This window comes from Bacillus sp. EAC (genome assembly GCF_002156875.1).
Classification (GTDB): Bacteria; Bacillota; Bacilli; order Bacillales; family Bacillaceae_G; genus Gottfriedia.
This window is the reverse complement of sequence record NZ_NCSY01000001.1, coordinates 341,024-358,430: the sequence shown is the minus strand read 5'-3', so window position 1 is coordinate 358,430 and position 17,407 is coordinate 341,024. Positions and strand designations below refer to the sequence as shown.

The 17,407-nt window shown below is 32.7% G+C and carries 19 protein-coding genes; 18 read left to right on the top strand and 1 reads right to left on the bottom strand.

Features of this window, described 5'->3' with window-relative positions:
* Window positions 1-100 precede the first annotated feature (100 nt).
* The 15 genes from B7R65_RS01580 (at window position 101) to B7R65_RS01515 (ending at window position 11,944) form a co-directional block, all read left to right on the top strand.
* Window positions 101-499, top strand: a complete 399-nt coding sequence (locus B7R65_RS01580; RefSeq protein ID WP_088040996.1) for an acyl-CoA thioesterase — start codon at window positions 101-103, stop codon at window positions 497-499.
* Between the two features lie 33 nt (window positions 500-532).
* Window positions 533-1,600 carry a phosphotransferase family protein gene (locus tag B7R65_RS01575; protein WP_088040995.1) on the top strand — a complete coding sequence of 356 codons (1,068 nt, stop codon included), beginning with the start codon at window positions 533-535 and terminating at the stop codon, window positions 1,598-1,600.
* 24 nt (window positions 1,601-1,624) lie between these two features.
* Window positions 1,625-2,404: an enoyl-CoA hydratase/isomerase family protein gene (locus B7R65_RS01570; RefSeq protein ID WP_088040994.1), complete on the top strand. Its 780-nt coding sequence runs from the start codon at window positions 1,625-1,627 to the stop codon at window positions 2,402-2,404.
* 18 nt (window positions 2,405-2,422) lie between these two features.
* The gene (locus B7R65_RS01565; protein WP_088040993.1) at window positions 2,423-3,403 is read left to right on the top strand and encodes a quinone oxidoreductase family protein; all 981 of its coding nucleotides are present in this window, start codon (window positions 2,423-2,425) and stop codon (window positions 3,401-3,403) included.
* Window positions 3,404-3,458: 55 nt separating this feature from the next.
* Window positions 3,459-4,637 carry an acyl-CoA dehydrogenase family protein gene (locus B7R65_RS01560; RefSeq protein WP_088040992.1) on the top strand — a complete coding sequence of 393 codons (1,179 nt, stop codon included), beginning with the start codon at window positions 3,459-3,461 and terminating at the stop codon, window positions 4,635-4,637.
* A 30-nt stretch (window positions 4,638-4,667) separates the two neighbouring features.
* Entirely contained in the window at window positions 4,668-5,426 is a 759-nt protein-coding gene (gene fabG / locus B7R65_RS01555) for a 3-oxoacyl-ACP reductase FabG (protein WP_088040991.1), read from the top strand.
* Between the two features lie 22 nt (window positions 5,427-5,448).
* Complete coding sequence (locus B7R65_RS01550; protein WP_088040990.1) at window positions 5,449-5,898, top strand: MaoC family dehydratase N-terminal domain-containing protein; 450 nt, start codon at window positions 5,449-5,451, stop codon at window positions 5,896-5,898.
* Window positions 5,895-6,296 carry a MaoC/PaaZ C-terminal domain-containing protein gene (locus B7R65_RS01545; RefSeq protein WP_088040989.1) on the top strand — a complete coding sequence of 134 codons (402 nt, stop codon included), beginning with the start codon at window positions 5,895-5,897 and terminating at the stop codon, window positions 6,294-6,296. Before B7R65_RS01550 ends, B7R65_RS01545 begins: the two co-directional genes overlap by 4 nt.
* 262 nt (window positions 6,297-6,558) lie before the next feature.
* The gene (locus tag B7R65_RS01540; protein ID WP_088040988.1) at window positions 6,559-7,296 is read left to right on the top strand and encodes a hypothetical protein; all 738 of its coding nucleotides are present in this window, start codon (window positions 6,559-6,561) and stop codon (window positions 7,294-7,296) included.
* 352 nt (window positions 7,297-7,648) lie between these two features.
* A complete protein-coding gene (locus tag B7R65_RS01535; RefSeq protein WP_088040987.1) occupies window positions 7,649-8,077 on the top strand; it encodes a GNAT family N-acetyltransferase in 429 nt (142 codons plus the stop codon).
* Window positions 8,078-8,123: 46 nt separating this feature from the next.
* The gene (locus tag B7R65_RS01530; protein ID WP_088040986.1) at window positions 8,124-9,191 is read left to right on the top strand and encodes an undecaprenyldiphospho-muramoylpentapeptide beta-N-acetylglucosaminyltransferase; all 1,068 of its coding nucleotides are present in this window, start codon (window positions 8,124-8,126) and stop codon (window positions 9,189-9,191) included.
* A 102-nt stretch (window positions 9,192-9,293) separates the two neighbouring features.
* Window positions 9,294-10,112, top strand: a complete 819-nt coding sequence (locus B7R65_RS01525; RefSeq protein ID WP_088040985.1) for a GNAT family N-acetyltransferase — start codon at window positions 9,294-9,296, stop codon at window positions 10,110-10,112.
* A 361-nt stretch (window positions 10,113-10,473) separates the two neighbouring features.
* Window positions 10,474-10,641, top strand: coding sequence for a hypothetical protein (locus tag B7R65_RS21475; RefSeq protein ID WP_218780381.1), 168 nt, complete (start codon window positions 10,474-10,476; stop codon window positions 10,639-10,641).
* A gap of 41 nt (window positions 10,642-10,682) precedes the next feature.
* Complete coding sequence (locus B7R65_RS01520) at window positions 10,683-11,384, top strand: nucleotidyltransferase domain-containing protein (RefSeq protein WP_088040984.1); 702 nt, start codon at window positions 10,683-10,685, stop codon at window positions 11,382-11,384.
* A gap of 101 nt (window positions 11,385-11,485) precedes the next feature.
* Entirely contained in the window at window positions 11,486-11,944 is a 459-nt protein-coding gene (locus B7R65_RS01515) for a dCTP deaminase domain-containing protein (protein WP_218780380.1), read from the top strand.
* Between the two features lie 42 nt (window positions 11,945-11,986).
* Here the strand turns inward: B7R65_RS01515 and B7R65_RS01510 are convergent, their stop codons facing one another.
* Window positions 11,987-13,378 carry a peptide MFS transporter gene (locus B7R65_RS01510; RefSeq protein ID WP_088040982.1) on the bottom strand — a complete coding sequence of 464 codons (1,392 nt, stop codon included), beginning with the start codon at window positions 13,376-13,378 and terminating at the stop codon, window positions 11,987-11,989.
* 684 nt (window positions 13,379-14,062) lie between these two features.
* On the opposite strand from B7R65_RS01510, the gene rsgA reads away from it, so the two are divergent.
* The 3 genes from rsgA to B7R65_RS01495 all read left to right on the top strand — a co-directional run bounded on the left by rsgA (window position 14,063) and on the right by B7R65_RS01495 (window position 17,403).
* On the top strand, window positions 14,063-15,109 hold the full coding sequence (gene rsgA / locus B7R65_RS01505; RefSeq protein ID WP_088040981.1) for a ribosome small subunit-dependent GTPase A: 1,047 nt from the start codon (window positions 14,063-14,065) through the stop codon (window positions 15,107-15,109).
* 543 nt (window positions 15,110-15,652) lie between these two features.
* A complete protein-coding gene (gene liaF, locus B7R65_RS01500; RefSeq protein ID WP_088040980.1) occupies window positions 15,653-16,390 on the top strand; it encodes a cell wall-active antibiotics response protein LiaF in 738 nt (245 codons plus the stop codon).
* Complete coding sequence (locus tag B7R65_RS01495) at window positions 16,387-17,403, top strand: sensor histidine kinase (protein ID WP_088040979.1); 1,017 nt, start codon at window positions 16,387-16,389, stop codon at window positions 17,401-17,403. The genes liaF and B7R65_RS01495 overlap by 4 nt, the downstream gene beginning before the upstream one ends.
* Window positions 17,404-17,407 lie beyond the last annotated feature (4 nt).

The following is a 17,407-nucleotide window of genomic DNA, read 5'->3' as shown; positions in this document are numbered from 1 at the left end:
GATGTAATACTCTCCTACATTATTCCATACTATATTACATACCGACTAGTTAGTATTTTATCATTTGATTTTCTATTTTAATAGAAAGGTAGTGGATAAAATGGAACAATTTACGATAACAGCAAGGTTTTGTGAAACGGATGCACTAGGTCATATAAATAATACAAGTTATTTTATCTATCTAGAGGAAGCACGAATAAAATTTTTCCAATCTCTTGGATATGGAATGAAATTACAAGATTGGAATTTTATATTAGCTTCTACAAAATGTGATTTTATTAATCAAGGACACTTTAATCAGAAACTAACTGTTTCAACGTATATTACAAAGGTTGGAAGCAAGAGTTTTCACCTTGAGCATGAGATTAAATGTGGAGAATCAGACCAATTAATAGCAAAAGGAAATGCCATCATTGTTTACTTTAATTTTAAAGAGCAACGAAGTGAAGAAATACCAGAAATTTTTAGAGTTCAATTGAATAACCATTTACGAGATTAATAATCTGAATTTTCTTAATAACGGAGGGCTGATATGGCAGAAAAACTTGAACTTGAAACAATACAAGTGAGAAAAGGTGAAGAGTTAAACCTTTCAGTTTTACATAACTTTTTGGTAGAAAACTTAATGGACCTACCTTCTGGTGAATTAACAATTCGTCAATTTTCTGCGGGACATTCAAATTTAACCTATTTACTAAAAGTAGGTAAGTGGGAAGCGGTACTTAGAAGACCCCCTCATGGACCAGTTGCACCTAAAGCGCATGATATGAAAAGAGAATTTAGAATTTTAACAGAAATTCATCCTCATTTTTCTGCTGCACCTAAACCAATTATTTTTTCTGAGGATGAATCAATTGTTGGGAGTCCATTTTTTATTATGGAACGAAAACTTGGAGAAGTATTTGATACTGCTTTTCCTGAACATCTTAAAGTAACTGAACAGGAATGTGCTTTTATTTCAAACATAATGGTTAATAAATTAGTTGAATTGCATTCAATTGACTATCAAAAAACAAATCTCTTAGAAATAAGTAAACCTGAAAATTTTATGGAAAGACAAGTTAGTGGTTGGATTTCTAGATATAATCGAGCAAAAACAAGTGATATTAAAGAAGTTGAACAACTGATGAACTGGCTTCAAATACAAGTACCAAAAAAACATGAATCAACAATTATTCATTATGACTTTAAACTAAATAATTCAATGTTTAGTCATGATTTAAAAGAGATGATTGGTTTATTCGATTGGGAGATGACTACGATTGGGGATCCACTTGCTGATTTAGGAGTTGCAATGAGTTATTGGATTCAGGAGGATGATCCTGATTTACTAAAATTCGGTCTTGGAAATCCGCCAGTTACAATTTGTAATGGGTTTATGACGAGAAATGAATTTATAAATGAATATGCGAAAAAGAGTGGTAGAGACGTTACTAAAATTAATTTTTATTTAGCATTTGCCTATTTCAAATTAGCTGTAATTGTTCAGCAAATTTTTTACAGGTATAAATTGGGACAAACAAATGACCAACGCTTTGCTCAATTTGATAAATTTGCAAAATCGTTAATTACACTAAGTCATAATGTAGCATTTAACTAGATTGAAATAAAAGGAGCGATCGATATGTCAAATGGTTCGTTAATTATTGATGTGAAAGACCGTATACTATCACTTAAATTAAATAGACCAGAAAGTCTGAATTCTTTTGATTTAGAGATGTTGAATGGATTGATTGACGCACTTAAAGCTGCAGGGAGTAATTCGCAGATTAAAGCGATTATTATTTCAGGAGCTGGTCGTTCATTTTGTGCTGGTGGCGATGTTAAAACAATGGGGAAGGCGACCGCAACTGAAGTTTATGAACATATAGGTGTTCTAAATAATTGTATTAAAGCGATTAGAGATTGTGAAAAACCAGTTATTGCCTCAGTTCATGGATTTGCTGCCGGAGCTGGATTTAATTTGGCATTGGCTTGTGACTTAATTATAGCTTCAGACGATAGTAAATTCGCTCTTAGTTTTTCGCAAGTTGGTTTGATTTCAGATGGTGGTGGTTCATATTTCTTGCCAAGAATAATTGGCCCTCATTTAGCCAAACAACTCTTTTTTACTGCAGAACCAGTTTCGGGTGAAAGGATGCATCAATTAGGTGTAGTTAACTTATTGGTTTCATCTGAAGAATTAATAGAAGAAACTAAAAAATTTGCTGCTAAGATTGCAGCTGGACCGGGAAGAGCAAATGGAATGATGAAAAAATTAATTAATCAATCATTCACATCTACATTAGATGAAATGCTTGAACTAGAAAGAATTACTCAACCTTTAATGATAACATCAGAAGACCATCAAGAGGGAGTAGCGGCATTTAAGGAAAAAAGAAAACCATCCTTTGTTGGAAAATAACATTTATGGAGGTAGAAAATGAAAGCAATTCAATTTAAACAATTTGGTGGACCTGAAGTATTAGAGAGGGTTGAACTAGAGAAACCAACCCCAAATGGTAGAGAAGTATTGATTGAAGTATACGCTTCGGCTGTAAATTATGCTGATACGGCTAGAAGAGAAGGTCAATATGTAGTAAAAACATATTTACCGTATATACCTGGTGCAGAAGTAGCTGGAATTGTAGTTGAAATTGGAGAAAACGTAACGACTGTAAAACCTGGAGAACGAGTTGTTACGATGATCGAATCAGGTGGCTATGCGGAGTTTGCCATTTCTGATGAACGCTCTATCATAATTCTACCTGACGAATTAGATTTTAAAATAGCTGCAGCATTACCAGTACAAGGATTGAGTGCTTATCATATTTTAAAAACGATGGGCATGTTAAAACCGGGTGAAACGGTATTAATTCATGCAGCAGCGGGCGGTGTTGGCACATTGGCAGTCCAACTAGCGAAGATTTTCGGAGCTAAAAAAGTGATAGCAACAGCAAGTACTGAAGAAAAGCTAAAGCTTGCGAAACAAATGGGAGCTGATGTATTAATCAACTATACAGAAGAAGGCTGGGAAGAAAAGGTTCTTGAAGCTACAGACGGAAAAGGTGTTGATGTAGCACTTGAAATGGCTGGTGGAGATGTTTTTTATAAAACATTAAAATGCTTAGCCTACTTTGGAAGATTAATCATTTATGGAGTAGCAAGTGGACAACAAAGTAAGTTTTACCCATCATCTTTAATGGAAAAAAATCAATCAGTTATTGGATTTTTCCTACCACCATTATTGAGAAGAACTGAACTAATAAAAGATAGTTTAGAAGAGTTATTTACTTATGTAGCAAATGGTAAGTTGCAAATTACGATTGGAGAAGTATTTCCACTTAGTGAAGCTGCAAATGTTCATACAATTTTGCAAGCAAGAAAAACAGTGGGGAAGGTAATTTTAGATCCTAAAAACTAATTTAAGGAATTATTTAATAAGTCGATGTTAACAAATACGAAACGGAGGAATTTAAATGCATTTACGCTTGACTGATGAGCAACGAATGATTCAAAAAACAATCCGAAAATTTGTTGAGAAGGAATTAATTCCATTAGAAAATGAAGTTCTTCGAAATGAAAGAGAAGGTAGACCTAGTCTAGATTCGGAAAAGATAAGAGAGCTTCAGCTAAAAGCAAAAGAGGCTGGCTTCTGGGGTATTAATACACCTGCAGAATACGGTGGAGCTGATTTAGGGCAAATGATGCTTGCGATTATTTATATGGAAGTGGCAAAAACATTTGTTCCTTTTAGATTTGGTGGTTTCGCTGATAATATTCTATTTTATGCTAATGATGAGCAAAAGCAAAAATACTTGATCCCTACAATTAATGGTGAAAAAAAATCTTGTTTTGCAATGACAGAACCTAATGCAGGGTCTGACACTCAAAATATTAAAATGACTGCTGTTAAAGTTGGAAATGAATGGATTTTAAATGGAGAGAAAACATTTATTACAGGTGGTAATGAGGCAGATTTTGTTATGGCTATTGCAATTACAGATAAAGAAAAACATCAAAAAACAGCTGGTAGAGATGGCGTAACGTGCTTTATTGTCGATCGAGAAATGGGCTGGAAATCTGAGTATATTCATACAATGGGCGAATGGGGGCCAGCGGGATTAGTTTTTGACATTGTCCGTGTGCCTGAAGAAAATATTTTAGGTGAATTAAACGGTGGATATAACCTAGGTCTTGAATGGATTGGTTTTGCTAGATGGATCGTAGGAGCACAAGCTGTTGGAGCTGCAGAAAGATTATTACAAATGGCTATTGATTATTCAAAGGAAAGAGAAACATTTGGAAAGCCAATTGCAGAACGACAAGCAATACAGTGGCAAATTGCAGATTCTGCTGTTGAAATAGAAGCAGCAAGATGGCTAGTTTTAAATGCAGCATTTACTTTAGACCAAGGTGAAGATAATCGACATTTAGCTTCAGTTGCGAAATTATATGGATCAAATATGGGAAATAGAGTAGTCGACCGTGTACTTCAAATTCATGGCGGAATTGGTTACACAAAAGAACTACCAATTGAAAGATGGTATCGTGAAGCAAGACTATGGCGAATTTATGATGGCACGGATGAAATTCAACGTTTAATCATCTCAAGAAATCTTTTAAAAGGACATGTAAAAGTAGGCCAATTCGTTTAATGAACCATTTTAAGTAAGGAGTGAAGAAAAATGACAGGAAGATTCGAAGGAAAAGTAGCATTTATAACAGGAGGTAGTCGTGGAATTGGTAAAGACATAGTTGAGTTATTTGCTAGTGAAGGCGCAAAGGTAGCTATTATCGATGTGAATAAAGAAGCGATTAGCCAGACAGCTGAAGAATTTAAGCAATATGAGATTTACACTAAAATTGCCAATGTAGTTGAAGCAAATGAAGTGGAAGAGGCCATGAAAGAAGTAAACGAGAGATTTGGTTCAATTGATATTGTTGTAAATAATGCTGGTGTGATCCGTGATAATTTATTATTTAAAATGACAGATTCAGATTGGCAAGCAGTTATGGACGTGCATTTAAAAGGTTCTTTTAATGTTGTTCGTGCTGCTCAAGCATATATGGTTAAACAACAATATGGTAGAATCATTAATATTTCCTCTACATCTGCGCTTGGAAATCGTGGTCAAGCAAATTATGCGACAGCAAAGGCGGGACTTCAAGGATTAACGAAGACTCTGGCAATTGAACTAGGGAAATATGGTATTACAACGAATGCCGTAGCACCTGGATTTATTGAGACTGAAATGACAAGAGAAACAGCTAGTCGAATTGGTATTTCTTTTGAACAGTTGATTGAAGCAAGTTTAAGTCAGATACCTGCTGGAAGAACTGGAAAACCTGAAGATATAGCGAACGCAGTTGCATTTTTTGCAGATGAAAAATCATCATATGTAAATGGACAAGTGCTCTATGTTGCTGGTGGGCCAAAATCGTAATTTCTATAATGGGGTGATTAATATGTTTAAATCATTTATTGGAGAACGCTCTAAAGGAGTCATTAATACCGTTGAACGAGGTGCTGTGAAAAAGTTCGCAGAAGCAATAGGTGACTTACATCCAATTTTTGTTGACGAAGAATACGGCAAAAATTCCAGATATGGACAAAATATTGCACCACCAACATTTCCTAGAGTGTTTGAATATGGGGAGATTGAAAATTTTCATTTGCCAAATGTAGGATTAATCCACGGCGAACAAAACTTTCATTACAAAAGACCACTTTTAGTTGGTGAAAAAGTGAAGTGTTTTACTGAAATAAAAGATTACTTTGAGAAAAAAGGGAATTTTGGTAATATGGGTTTTTTAGTTCTTTCTGACAATGGGGAAGATTTGGAAGGAAATCTTATTTTCACCACTAAATCTGTCGTGATTATTAGTGAAGAAGTAAGGAAGGTGTTAACAGTATGACAGTTCTTACAAATTTAAAAATTGGAGATTCTTTAGAACCAGTAGTACTAAAACCAGTATCTAGAATTGATTTAATAAAATATGCAGGAGCTTCAGGAGATTTTAATCCAATCCATACAATCGATGATGAAGCTAAAAAAGCTGGACTACCTGGTGTAATCGCTCATGGCATGTGGACAATGGGAAATTTATCGAAACTATTTTCGGATTATTATGAAGATGGTTTTATTGAAGACTATTCTATTCGATTTAAAAACATGGTATTTATAAATGATATCATTACATTAAAAGCAACACTTGTTGAATTAGAAGCAAGCAGACTACATTTTTCAGTAGTTGCTACAAATCAGGATGAAAAGAAAGTTATAAACGGTAAACTTATTTTTGTTCAATATTGACCTAGTTATACTCAACTTCAGCAAATATAAGTGTTTGTTAATTAGGTAATAAAATTAAAATATTTACTCCTAACTATAGGAGAAAAGAATAATTACCTACTTGTACGATTAGGTGCAATTAAATGGTATATCCCAAAAACGCCTGTTAAATAATAAAAAAGAACAACTGTTCATGCAGTTGTTCTTTTTTATCACTAAATATCTTTATTTTTTTCAGTTCAACTTTGGCATACTAAATAAAAAATGAAATAAGGTGAGTATTATGGATCTTTCTTTTGATAAACTGTTAGAACAATTCGATTTAAAACGCAATGAACACCAAAAAAATATGCATAAAGTTAACAAGCGTATTGATGAAATCGAGTCTAATATGGAGCATTTAAAAAAACAATTACATCATTTTGACAGTCAGATTGTAAATCTTGAAAAAGAGTTAAAAACCACATTTACGTTGATGAATAATGAGAATGATTCAAACAATAAATTTCAAAGTGAGCATCATGAGAAAAATAGCAATTTTCATGTGAATTATGGTGAATGGGTTGATGATTTTAAAAATAATGTAGCGGAGTTTTCAGAAGAATTGACAAACAAACTACATATTAATAATCACGACAAAGATAAAGGGGGAAAATCAACAAATCTGTTTGAGGATATTGAAGATTCAATTAAATCAGAAAGTAATCAAAAGCAATCTAGATCTACTCAAAAAAAACAAAGAAGTTCAATTCAAGGTACAAATCAAGCTGATCAAAATGAATCGGATGAATCGGTATATCAAACAATTGAAAATAATATCATTATGTCAACTACAGGTGCAGCGCAACACTCTGAAAATGGTAGGAACACTAATCAAATAGATAATCAGCAAACTGCTCAAAATAAAACGAGAGATTTAGAATTCGATCCATCAGATTTAGCAATTGAAGATTGGGAAGATAAAACGACAAATCTATCAATGTCGGACTGGTTTGCTGTTGATCCAATAAAAGAGAAATAGTAGTTCTTAAAAATGCATTACTTTAGAATATGAAGTAATGCATTTTTTGTCTAATTAAAAGGAATTTCAAACTTTTATGGTGAATTTAATTTATTAGCTCATTTATAGGTGTGGTAATTAGATGGAAAAGTAATTGTTTTGAACTAAATAGTCAAGAACTGGAAAAACAGTTGAGTTTTATATACAAGTTTTCAACTGGAAAGTTGTTTATAAAACTGGAATTTTTGGTTAGTTTCAACTGGATTAGAATAGGACCTGGAATAAACCATTTTATTAATTAGACATGTTGAAGCTAGTCTCATTCATAAAATTAAGAATAGAACTTAATATTAAATATGAATTGAGGGTGAGTATGGAAATTAGGCAGGCTAATGAAAATGATGTAGCTGAATTGGCGAAATTAATGAGGCAATTAGGTTACTCTACTACCACTGAAGAAATGGAATATCGCTTTAGAAAAATAGACAAAGATGAAGATTATTTTACATTAGTTGCTGAAGTTGAAGATAAAGTAGTTGGTATGGTGGGTTTACGTAAGGGATACTTTTATGAACGGAATGACGTAAGTGTCCGAATTGTTGCGTTTGTTGTTGAGGAGGATTATCGGAAATTAGGAATTGGAAAACAATTAATGAACGTAGCAGAAAACTGGGCACGTGAACAAGGTGCTTATGGGATTGGTTTAACAAGTGGAAAAAGGAAGGAAAGAGAGGCAGCACATGATTTTTATAAAAGATTAGGCTATGAGGATAATAGCATAGGTTTTGTAAAAGTATTTTAATTCCTGTCCAATTAATGAAACAATCAATTAGAAGTTAGGGGATTTTATGTCTAGAAAAACAATCGTTTTTACTGGTGGTGGCTCTGCAGGGCATGTTACACCAAATATTGCCATAATGAATGAGCTTGATCCGAATGAATGGGATATCAAATATATTGGTTCGAAAAAAGGTATTGAAAAGGAGTTAGTTACGAATTTAAAGATACCTTACTATGGTATATCGAGTGGTAAGTTAAGAAGATATATTGATAAGGAAAATATTGTTGATATGTTTAGAGTTTTAAAAGGATGTATTGGGGCTAGAGCAATTTTAAAAAAACTTAAACCAAATTTAGTTTTTTCCAAAGGTGGTTTTGTTTCGGTGCCAGTAATAATTGCCGCAAGTACGTTAAAGATTCCAATTTTTATACATGAGAGTGATATGACACCTGGTTTAGCTAATAAAATTTCTCAAAGATTTGCTACAAAGATTTTTACATCCTTTGAAGAAGCAAAACGATATTTTCCATCAAATAGAACAACTGTCATTGGATCCCCGATAAGAAAAGAACTATTAAATGGATCTGCTACGAAAGGACTTCATTTTCTTCAATTTAATCATTTTAAGCCAATTTTAACTATAATGGGTGGAAGTTTAGGTGCAAAAAAAATAAATGAAACTGTAAGAGAAAGTCTCAATAGCCTTACAAAAACATATCAAATAGTCCATATATGTGGGAAAGATAATTTGGACCCTAACTTTGAAAATCAAATTGGATATAAGCAATTTGAATATATCCATGATGAATTACCAGACGTATTAGCAGCAACAAATGTGGTCATTACAAGAGGTGGATCAAATGCAATTTTTGAATTTTTAGCATTGAAGATCCCCATGCTCATTATTCCTTTAACTAAAAATCAAAGTCGTGGAGATCAAATACTTAATGCACATGCTTTTGTCGAGAAGGGTTATGGATTTATGTTAGAAGAGGAAGAGTTAACTTCTGACTCTGTACTAACTGAACTTGAAAGAGTCCAAAATAGCCGGGAGGAATTTATTGCCTCCATGGAAGGTACCAATCAAGGTGATGCACTTAAAATACTAGTAAAAGAAATAAGTAGTGTTAAATAATGATTGCCAATTCAAGCATTTTCCAAAAAGAAGGAACAATGCTTTTTTTGTTGAACTATATTTAATTGGGCTAGGCCAAACTAATTATAGAAGGTGAAGCAGTTGTTATCTGAAAATCAATTATTGCAAATTAAAGAGTTACAAGAAACTTGTGAGAGCCATGAGGGATTAAGTTTAAAATTAAATTGGGATATGCTAAGAAACCGTACAGGTGATACAACAGAGGACTTATTTCATTATGAAGATAATCAGCTTGTTGGCTTTATCGGCATTTATTTTATTGGTGAAAAAGTAGAGTTATGTGGGATGGTCCATCCTACTTTTAGAAGGAATGGGATTTTCACAAATTTATTAAACAAAGCAATGGAGATTATTCCGAAGGGAAGTACAATTCTACTTAATGCACCTGAGGTTTCGCAAAGTGCAAAAGAATTTTTAAAAAGTCAAAATTGTGATCTTTCTTTTTCTGAATATCAAATGGTGTGTAGAAACAAGGAATTACCTAAATTTGAGCAAGTCGTACAGTTTACAAAAGCAACACCTGCTGATTTTTCAATTGTAACGAAATTGGATGTGGAATGTTTTGGTTTTGAAACAAAGGACGCTGAAAAGTATAATTCCAGAATTTTAAATGAACCAAATCGAATCCTATATTTAATTGAAGTAAATAACGAAATTATTGGAAAACTTAGTATCCAAAGAGAAAACAATGAAAGCTGGATTTACGGATTTGCAATTTTCCCTAAATATCAAGGCAAAGGATACGGGAAGAATACTTTACTTCAGATTATTGAACAAGAAAGTAAACAAGGGAATGAAATTCATCTAGAAGTTGCTTTAGAAAACAGAAATGCCAAAAAATTATATACCGATTGTGGGTTCGAACAATATAATACACAGGATTACTATTTGGCAAAATAAAACATTTATAGAATGTGTGAGAAGTGAGATCACACATTCTTTTTTGTTTCCATGACAATAAAACAAGAGGTGTTTTACATATTTACTGAGAATATATAAAGACAAGTTAAATTTGGAAATATCATATTTTTAATTTAAACTTTTTTTGAGAGTTTCTTGTAGGAACTGTAAATTTTTAGACAGTAGTTGATTGGAACGGAAGGGTGCTCGACTCCTGTGGGATATGCGGGAAAGCTGAGACTCACGCAAGGAGCGGTTGCGACGAGGAGGCTCAGCTCACGCCCCACGGCAAGCGAGCATTCTGGAGTGGAAATCAACATACACATACTGAAAAAGCAACGATATATACGAAAATAGCCTTTTGATTATAAAAATAGGATTTTTATCTGACAGTAATGGTTTCTCTGGTACGATTGGGTTAAGTGTAATACAAGAAGCACTAATTGTTATTTTGGTGTATTTTCTAATAAAAGGATTCATTTTATTACTTGAAACAGTCCTTATGATTTATAAAAGACAATCGACCTAACGATGTAATTGAACCAGTTAGTAAATACGAGGTGAAATGTAATGAAAATGGCCCCACGTGAAGCGGCAATTAAATTTATCGAATCAGAATTTCCATCATGTCTAGGAGCAATATTGAGTGGAAGTGTTATTAGAGGTGATTATACAGAAACATCCGATTTAGATTTGATTATTATAGAAAATCGTCCAAATGCTTATCGAGAATCGCTAATAAAATTCGACTGGAAAATTGAAGTATTTGTTTATGATCATATATCTTATAAATCATTTTTCGAAAGTGATATTAAAAGAGCGAGGCCATCAATTATAAGAATGATTGCAGAAGGCATAACCCTAAAAAATCATCCTATACTCGAAAACATTATAATAGAGGCAAAACAACTATTAAAATCTGGACCAGATAAATGGGATGAACAAACAGTAGCATCAAAGCATTATTTTTTGTCTGATGTTTTTGAGGATTTCATAGGATCTACTAATAAGTACGAATTAATTTGTATTGCTAACACATTACTTGAGCGATTAGCTGAATTCATATTACGAACGAATAACTGCTGGATTGGATCTTCTAAATGGATATATCGAGAATTAGCCGAATTTGATCGAGTGTTAACTGATGAAATATTCTCAGCTTTTCATATCTTTTATGAATCTGGAGACAAAAAAGAAGTGATTAATTTGATCGATTCCATCTTAAAACCATTTGGTGGAAAACTGTTTGAAGGATTTAAAGTTGGAGATTAAATTTATCGTTCTTTAAATTATCGCATTTCTATTTAAACCATTATTTAAGTAATACTCGATCATGATCTATGTTAAACTAGTTATGGAATAAATGGAAAAGGGTGAAAAATTTGGAGAAAATACGTGGTTTTGAAGTAGCTAAGGGATTTGAAGAATTTGGTGTAAATCTTCCAAAAAGATCTACAACCCATGCAGCAGGATACGATATTGAGTGTATTGAAGAGACAATAATTAATCCAAATGAAATTAAACTTGTTGCAACAGGTGTAAAAGCTTATATGCAAAGAGATGAGTTTTTAGCTTTATTTGTACGCTCATCAACACCATTAAAAAAAGGTTTAGTAAAAGGTAACGGTGTAGGTGTTATTGATTCGGATTACTATAGTAATCCATCAAATGATGGTCATATCATGATGCAACTACTTAATGTAACAAAAGAGCCGGTTATCATTCAAAAGGGTGAACGAATTGGCCAAGCTGTATTTCAAAAGTTTCTATTAGCTGACGATGATATCGCTGGAGATGAGAGAATGAGCGGTTTTGGAAGCACAGGAATATAAATAAAAAAAGCACTCGAATGAATCGAGTGCTTTTTATTTTAATTAGTCTAACATTCTTGCAAGTTTTGGTGATAAAGCAAGTAAGATTAAACCTGCAACGATTGCTGCTCCACCTACTACTAAGAATACTTGTAACATACCAAGAGTAGTTGTAAATGCAGCTAATTGACCACCAACTAAGTTTGCAATGAAACTTGATGATAACCATACACCCATTAATAATGAAGCAAGTTTAACTGGTGCATAACGAGATACTGCTGATAAACCAACTGGTGAAAGTACTAATTCAGCAATTGTATGGAAGAAATATGTCATAACCATGAACATCATGTTTGCTTTTACAGTAATATGATTTGGATCAGAACCTGTTTTCATAACTGCCATAATTGTGAATGCGAAACCAATACCTAAAAGGATAAGACCCATTGCCATTTTCGCAGGAACGCTAATGTTTTTACCATTTCTTGCCATTTTAATCCAGATTAAAGAAAGAACTGGAGCGAAAAGCATAATGAATAATGGGTTAACAGATTGGAACCATGCTGATGGTACATTGAAGCTTCCGACTTTTAAATCTAAGAAACGTTCAGTATAAAGTGTTAATGAAGAACCAGCTTGTTCAAATCCAGCCCAGAAAAATACAACGAATGCAGCTAAGATAAAGATAACAGTAGTACGTTGTTTTTCTTTTTTAGTAAGAGGAATATCCTTAACTGAAGCGCTGTTGCCCTCTTTCATAACTTTAGCATTAGGTTTAGTACCTAAATCACCAAGATATTTTGATGCTAATAAGTTGAAGATAATTTGACCAATAATCATACCGATCGCAGCTGCTAAGAAACCATAACGGTAACCAAATAAATCATCACCAGCAGCATTTTTAGACATAAATAAAGTTTGTGCTAAATAACCAGTAACAAGTGGAGCAAAGAATGCTCCTAAGTTGATACCCATGTAGAAGATTGTGAATGCGCCATCACGACGTGGGTCATCTCCTTCATAAAGTTCACCAACAATTGTTGAAATGTTTGGCTTGAAGAAACCATTACCGATAATCATTAAAATTAAGCCAAGGTATAATCCAGTTGAAGAATGAAAACCAAATAATGCGATATTACCAACAGCCATTATTATACCACCAAGAGTAATTGCAGTACGCTTAGCAAGGAAATTATCTGTAATCCAACCACCAATAATTGGAGTGAAATATACTAATCCAGTAAATAATCCATAAAGTTGTAGTGCCCAAGCATCTTTAAATCCAAGACCACCTTGAACTACTGATGTTGTCAAGTAAAGAACTAAAAGTGCACGCATTCCATAATAACTAAAGCGCTCCCAAGCCTCTGTTGCAAAAAGTAAGTAAAGGCCAGGTGGGTGTTTCGATTTTTGATTTTGCTCATTTGATGATACGTTTTGTGTTGCTACGCTCATGCTAATTCCTCCCTCTTAATGCTATTCTGTGTAGTTTTCTGTTTGAATATTTATTGTCGTAAATTCATGTACTATTCTGTCAATTTAGTGTAAAAAATAATTCGAATTCAACAAATTTCGACAATTTAAGTTAAAAAAAGATTTAACTTTATTTCAACAGCTCCATTTCTCCTAGATCCTAAAAGTGGGATTTGAAAATAAATGGATAAATAATGCTATTGCAGTATAACACAAAATAGATTAGTTCTGTAAAGTTTTTTATATTGTCAGACAAGTCTTGCAATACTGATTTTTCCTACTAAAAAGAGTATTTAAAAGACTTATCTAATACACATGGTAAAGATGACAGTAATCTAAAAGACCTATATTTAAATAATAAAGAGTTTTTGAAATATTTCAAGCTATTTTTGTATTTTGTTATCTAACATTAACGAAATGTAATAAAAGTGAAAGTTGCTAATTGTCGAAATTTGTAGAATGGTCCGAAGATAATAGTTCTATTTTAATATTCAATCAATTCATATGGACGTTTTTCTAAATTTTGGATATACTAAATGTACTAAATATGAAACGGAGTGATGAATAATGGGAAAGTTAATTAATTTAATTCAGAAGAAAGTAAATTTAAGGGGACAAGAAATGGAGTAAAACTTCATTATTGTCCTCAAAACCAGGAGGACATGAATGAATTTAGAACAATTAGGTTGGAAAGAAGCGTTCGGAGAAAAAGCACAATCCACATTTGTAGCTCGTGTAATTTCTGAGCAAAGACAAATTTATAAATTACATGATGGTGAAAATGAATATACAGGTGAAGTTTCTGGCAAATTTCAATTCCAGGCTTTAGTAAAAAGCGATTATCCATCAGTCGGTGATTGGGTTGTTATTGAGCCTTTAAAAAATGAAAATAAAGCAATTATTCAAAAGGTGCTTCCTAGAATTAGTCAATTTTCAAGACAATCTGCTGGAGATAAAGTAGAGGAACAAGTAGTAGCAGCTAATATTGATTTTGTATTTTTAGTAATGGCACTAAATAATGACTTTAATATTAGAAGATTAGAACGATATCTGTTAGTTGCATATGATAGTGGGGCAAATCCAATTATTGTTTTAACGAAAAAAGACTTGTGTAATGATTTATCTACTAAAATTGCTGAAGTTGAAGAAATTGCATTCGGTGTACCAATTTTTACTGTTAATAGTACAAATGGTGAAGGGATCGAAGACGTTAAAAATATCGTAACTGAAGGTAAAACAGTGTCGTTATTGGGTTCATCAGGTGTTGGGAAATCAACATTATTAAATGCTTTACTTGGGGAGACGAAACAAGTAACGCAAGACGTTCGTGAAGGTGATGATCGCGGTAAACATACGACTACACATCGTGAATTATTTTTCTTACCAACAGGCGGAATGGTAATTGATACACCAGGAATGCGTGAACTTCAACTATGGAGTGGAGAAGAGCATATTAATTCAACTTTCTCAGATATTGATGAGTTAGCTAAAATATGTAAATTTACCGATTGTACGCATGACAGAGAACCTGGGTGTGCAGTTAATGAGGCAATTGAAAATGGAGAATTAGATCTTCAACGATTAACAAGTTATCGCAAATTAATGAGAGAACTTGCTTATGCTGAACGAAAACAAGATGCCTCACTTGCAAGACTTGAAAGAGATAAGTGGAAGAAAATGCATAAGATGATGAATACGAAATCTTATAAATAAAAGAAGAGTATTTTTACTCTTCTTTTTCATTTGATTATTATTTGGCATTTCTCTAATTAGATTGCAGTTTTTAAAGGTTTTTTTAAGCTTACACTAAAGTAGTTGATTGGAGCTGAAAGTACTAGACTCCTTTGGGAGTTGTCGGACAGGTAAGACTCACGCAATTTAGTTGTGTTTAAAATTTTCTTTAAGAATGAAAAGAAGTTGATTGTAACGGAAGGTGCTTGACTCCTGTGGGAGTAGCGAGACAAGTGAGACCCCGCTGGAGCTTGCCCCGAGGAGGCTCAGTTCTCGCCCCACGGAAAGCAAGCATCCTGGAGTGGAAATCAACTAGGATCTGACAACAAAGATTACGAAAAAAACCTATAATTAAGATGGTAAATTGTTAATCTTACTTATATCTCGGTCTTTAGGCTGAGATAAAACAATACTTAAGTTTGTTAAACATTTATTAAAAAATAGATAAACTACATAGTAGAATAGTTAATAAAAAGGCTTTCAGAAGCTATTAACGAGTATGTTAAGTGAATAGAGGAGAGCGAAATGAAGCGTCTTAGACGATTATCTAGCAATGAATTAATCGGAATAATTTTTATTATTGCGGGAATTGGACTATTATTTGACTTGTTTTTGAATCCATTTGCAATCATTGCAGCAGGGGTCGGAGCTTATTTAATTCAATATGGAGCAAAAAAACGTAAAGTTTACCCTTCAACTTCCGCAAATATTGCATTTTATGGTGGAATCATTTTATTTATTAGTAATGTATTTCAACTTAAATCAATTTTAGCTGTTATAGCATTTATTGTAATCTATATTGGTTATTCAATTTATATAAATTCTAAATTTAATGAACGTGTTATTATTCCAAATATTCAAGAGAAAACGAGTAGCGGTGTCTTTGAAACAAGCACATTAATTTCAAATCGTTTCTTCTCAAATGTTCGATTGAAAAATGATGGAATTGAATTAGATGACGTTGACTACTATTTTGGGATTGGTGATATTGTCATTGATTTATCCGAGTCATTTATTCCGGAAGGTGAGACTGTTCTTGTTTTAAATGGCATCATTGGAAATATAACTTTGTATGTTCCATATGATTTAGAAATTTCGATCCATCATGCAACTTTATTTGGAAAAATTAATATTCTAAAGAATGAAATAAAAGGATTAAATAAAAATTGTAAATTCACTACAAATGATTATAAGGAAGCTACAAGAAAGTTAAAAATAGTTACTTCATTAGCAGTTGGAAATATCGAGGTGACAAACAGATGAAAATAGATAAGGGAATCTTTTTATCAATCTGTCTTGCAGCCTTCACTTCAAGTATTTTGATTTGTAGTATCGTGTATTATTTTATAGATGATACGTTATTTGATAAATTATTAATTTTCAAATTAGGTAATTTCTCATTAATACTAATTATTTTTATTGCAATCATCATTATTTCAATTGTATTTAGTACTGCTGTATTAAATACGATACGACATAATGAAAAAGCATTATTAAATGGCATGATTAAAGCTGAAAATGGAACATTTCATAAAGAAACAAACAATGCAATTCGATTTATTGATAATGATATTGAACATAATCTTATAAAAATTTCTAAACAAATTGAAGATTCACGAAAGACTGTTCAAAAATTAGTTGATGAGAAAAAACTGATTGAATCGCAAACGATTGAAGATGTAGTAACAAAGGAAAGACATAGACTTGCACGTGAATTACACGATTCTGTTAGTCAGCAACTATTTGCAATATCTATGATGATTTCAGCAATAAATGAATTAGGCGACACTTCATTTAAAGAACAACTCCAGTATATCGAAAAGATGGCAGTTAATGCTCAATCCGAAATGCGTGCACTTTTACTTCATTTAAGACCTGTTCAATTAGAAGGAAAGAGTTTAAAAGAGGGTGTAGAAAAACTTCTGGCTGATTTAACAAATCGTCAAGCACTCCAATTAAAATGGAAAATTGAAGATATTACACTCTCAAAAGGTGTTGAGGATCATTTATTTAGAATCATACAAGAAGTTTTATCTAACACATTAAGACATGCAAATGCAAAAACGTTTGAAATACGTATTCGAAAAATTGAAGATTTTGTATTAGTTCGAATGATAGATGATGGTATTGGATTTGATATTGAAAAACGGAAAACAGGTTCTTACGGGATTCAATCAATCAGTGAACGTTCTTCTGAAATTGGAGGAACTGCAAAAATTGTAAGTATTCCAAATCGGGGAACTCAAATTGAAGTAAAAGTTCCAGTAATTGAATAGAGGT

Bases quoted from the DNA above. Each gene is read 5' to 3' on its own strand.
- B7R65_RS01580 (WP_088040996.1), top strand. From the start codon at position 101: ATGGAACAATTTACGATAACAGCAAGGTTTTGTGAAACGGATGCACTA.
- B7R65_RS01575 (WP_088040995.1), top strand. From the start codon at position 533: ATGGCAGAAAAACTTGAACTTGAAACAATACAAGTGAGAAAAGGTGAA.
- B7R65_RS01570 (WP_088040994.1), top strand. From the start codon at position 1,625: ATGTCAAATGGTTCGTTAATTATTGATGTGAAAGACCGTATACTATCA.
- B7R65_RS01565 (WP_088040993.1), top strand. From the start codon at position 2,423: ATGAAAGCAATTCAATTTAAACAATTTGGTGGACCTGAAGTATTAGAG.
- B7R65_RS01560 (WP_088040992.1), top strand. From the start codon at position 3,459: ATGCATTTACGCTTGACTGATGAGCAACGAATGATTCAAAAAACAATC.
- fabG (WP_088040991.1), top strand. From the start codon at position 4,668: ATGACAGGAAGATTCGAAGGAAAAGTAGCATTTATAACAGGAGGTAGT.
- B7R65_RS01550 (WP_088040990.1), top strand. From the start codon at position 5,449: ATGTTTAAATCATTTATTGGAGAACGCTCTAAAGGAGTCATTAATACC.
- B7R65_RS01545 (WP_088040989.1), top strand. From the start codon at position 5,895: ATGACAGTTCTTACAAATTTAAAAATTGGAGATTCTTTAGAACCAGTA.
- B7R65_RS01540 (WP_088040988.1), top strand. From the start codon at position 6,559: ATGGATCTTTCTTTTGATAAACTGTTAGAACAATTCGATTTAAAACGC.
- B7R65_RS01535 (WP_088040987.1), top strand. From the start codon at position 7,649: ATGGAAATTAGGCAGGCTAATGAAAATGATGTAGCTGAATTGGCGAAA.
- B7R65_RS01530 (WP_088040986.1), top strand. From the start codon at position 8,124: ATGTCTAGAAAAACAATCGTTTTTACTGGTGGTGGCTCTGCAGGGCAT.
- B7R65_RS01520 (WP_088040984.1), top strand. From the start codon at position 10,683: ATGAAAATGGCCCCACGTGAAGCGGCAATTAAATTTATCGAATCAGAA.
- B7R65_RS01510 (WP_088040982.1), bottom strand. From the start codon at position 13,378: ATGAGCGTAGCAACACAAAACGTATCATCAAATGAGCAAAATCAAAAA.
- rsgA (WP_088040981.1), top strand. From the start codon at position 14,063: ATGAATTTAGAACAATTAGGTTGGAAAGAAGCGTTCGGAGAAAAAGCA.
- liaF (WP_088040980.1), top strand. From the start codon at position 15,653: ATGAAGCGTCTTAGACGATTATCTAGCAATGAATTAATCGGAATAATT.
- B7R65_RS01495 (WP_088040979.1), top strand. From the start codon at position 16,387: ATGAAAATAGATAAGGGAATCTTTTTATCAATCTGTCTTGCAGCCTTC.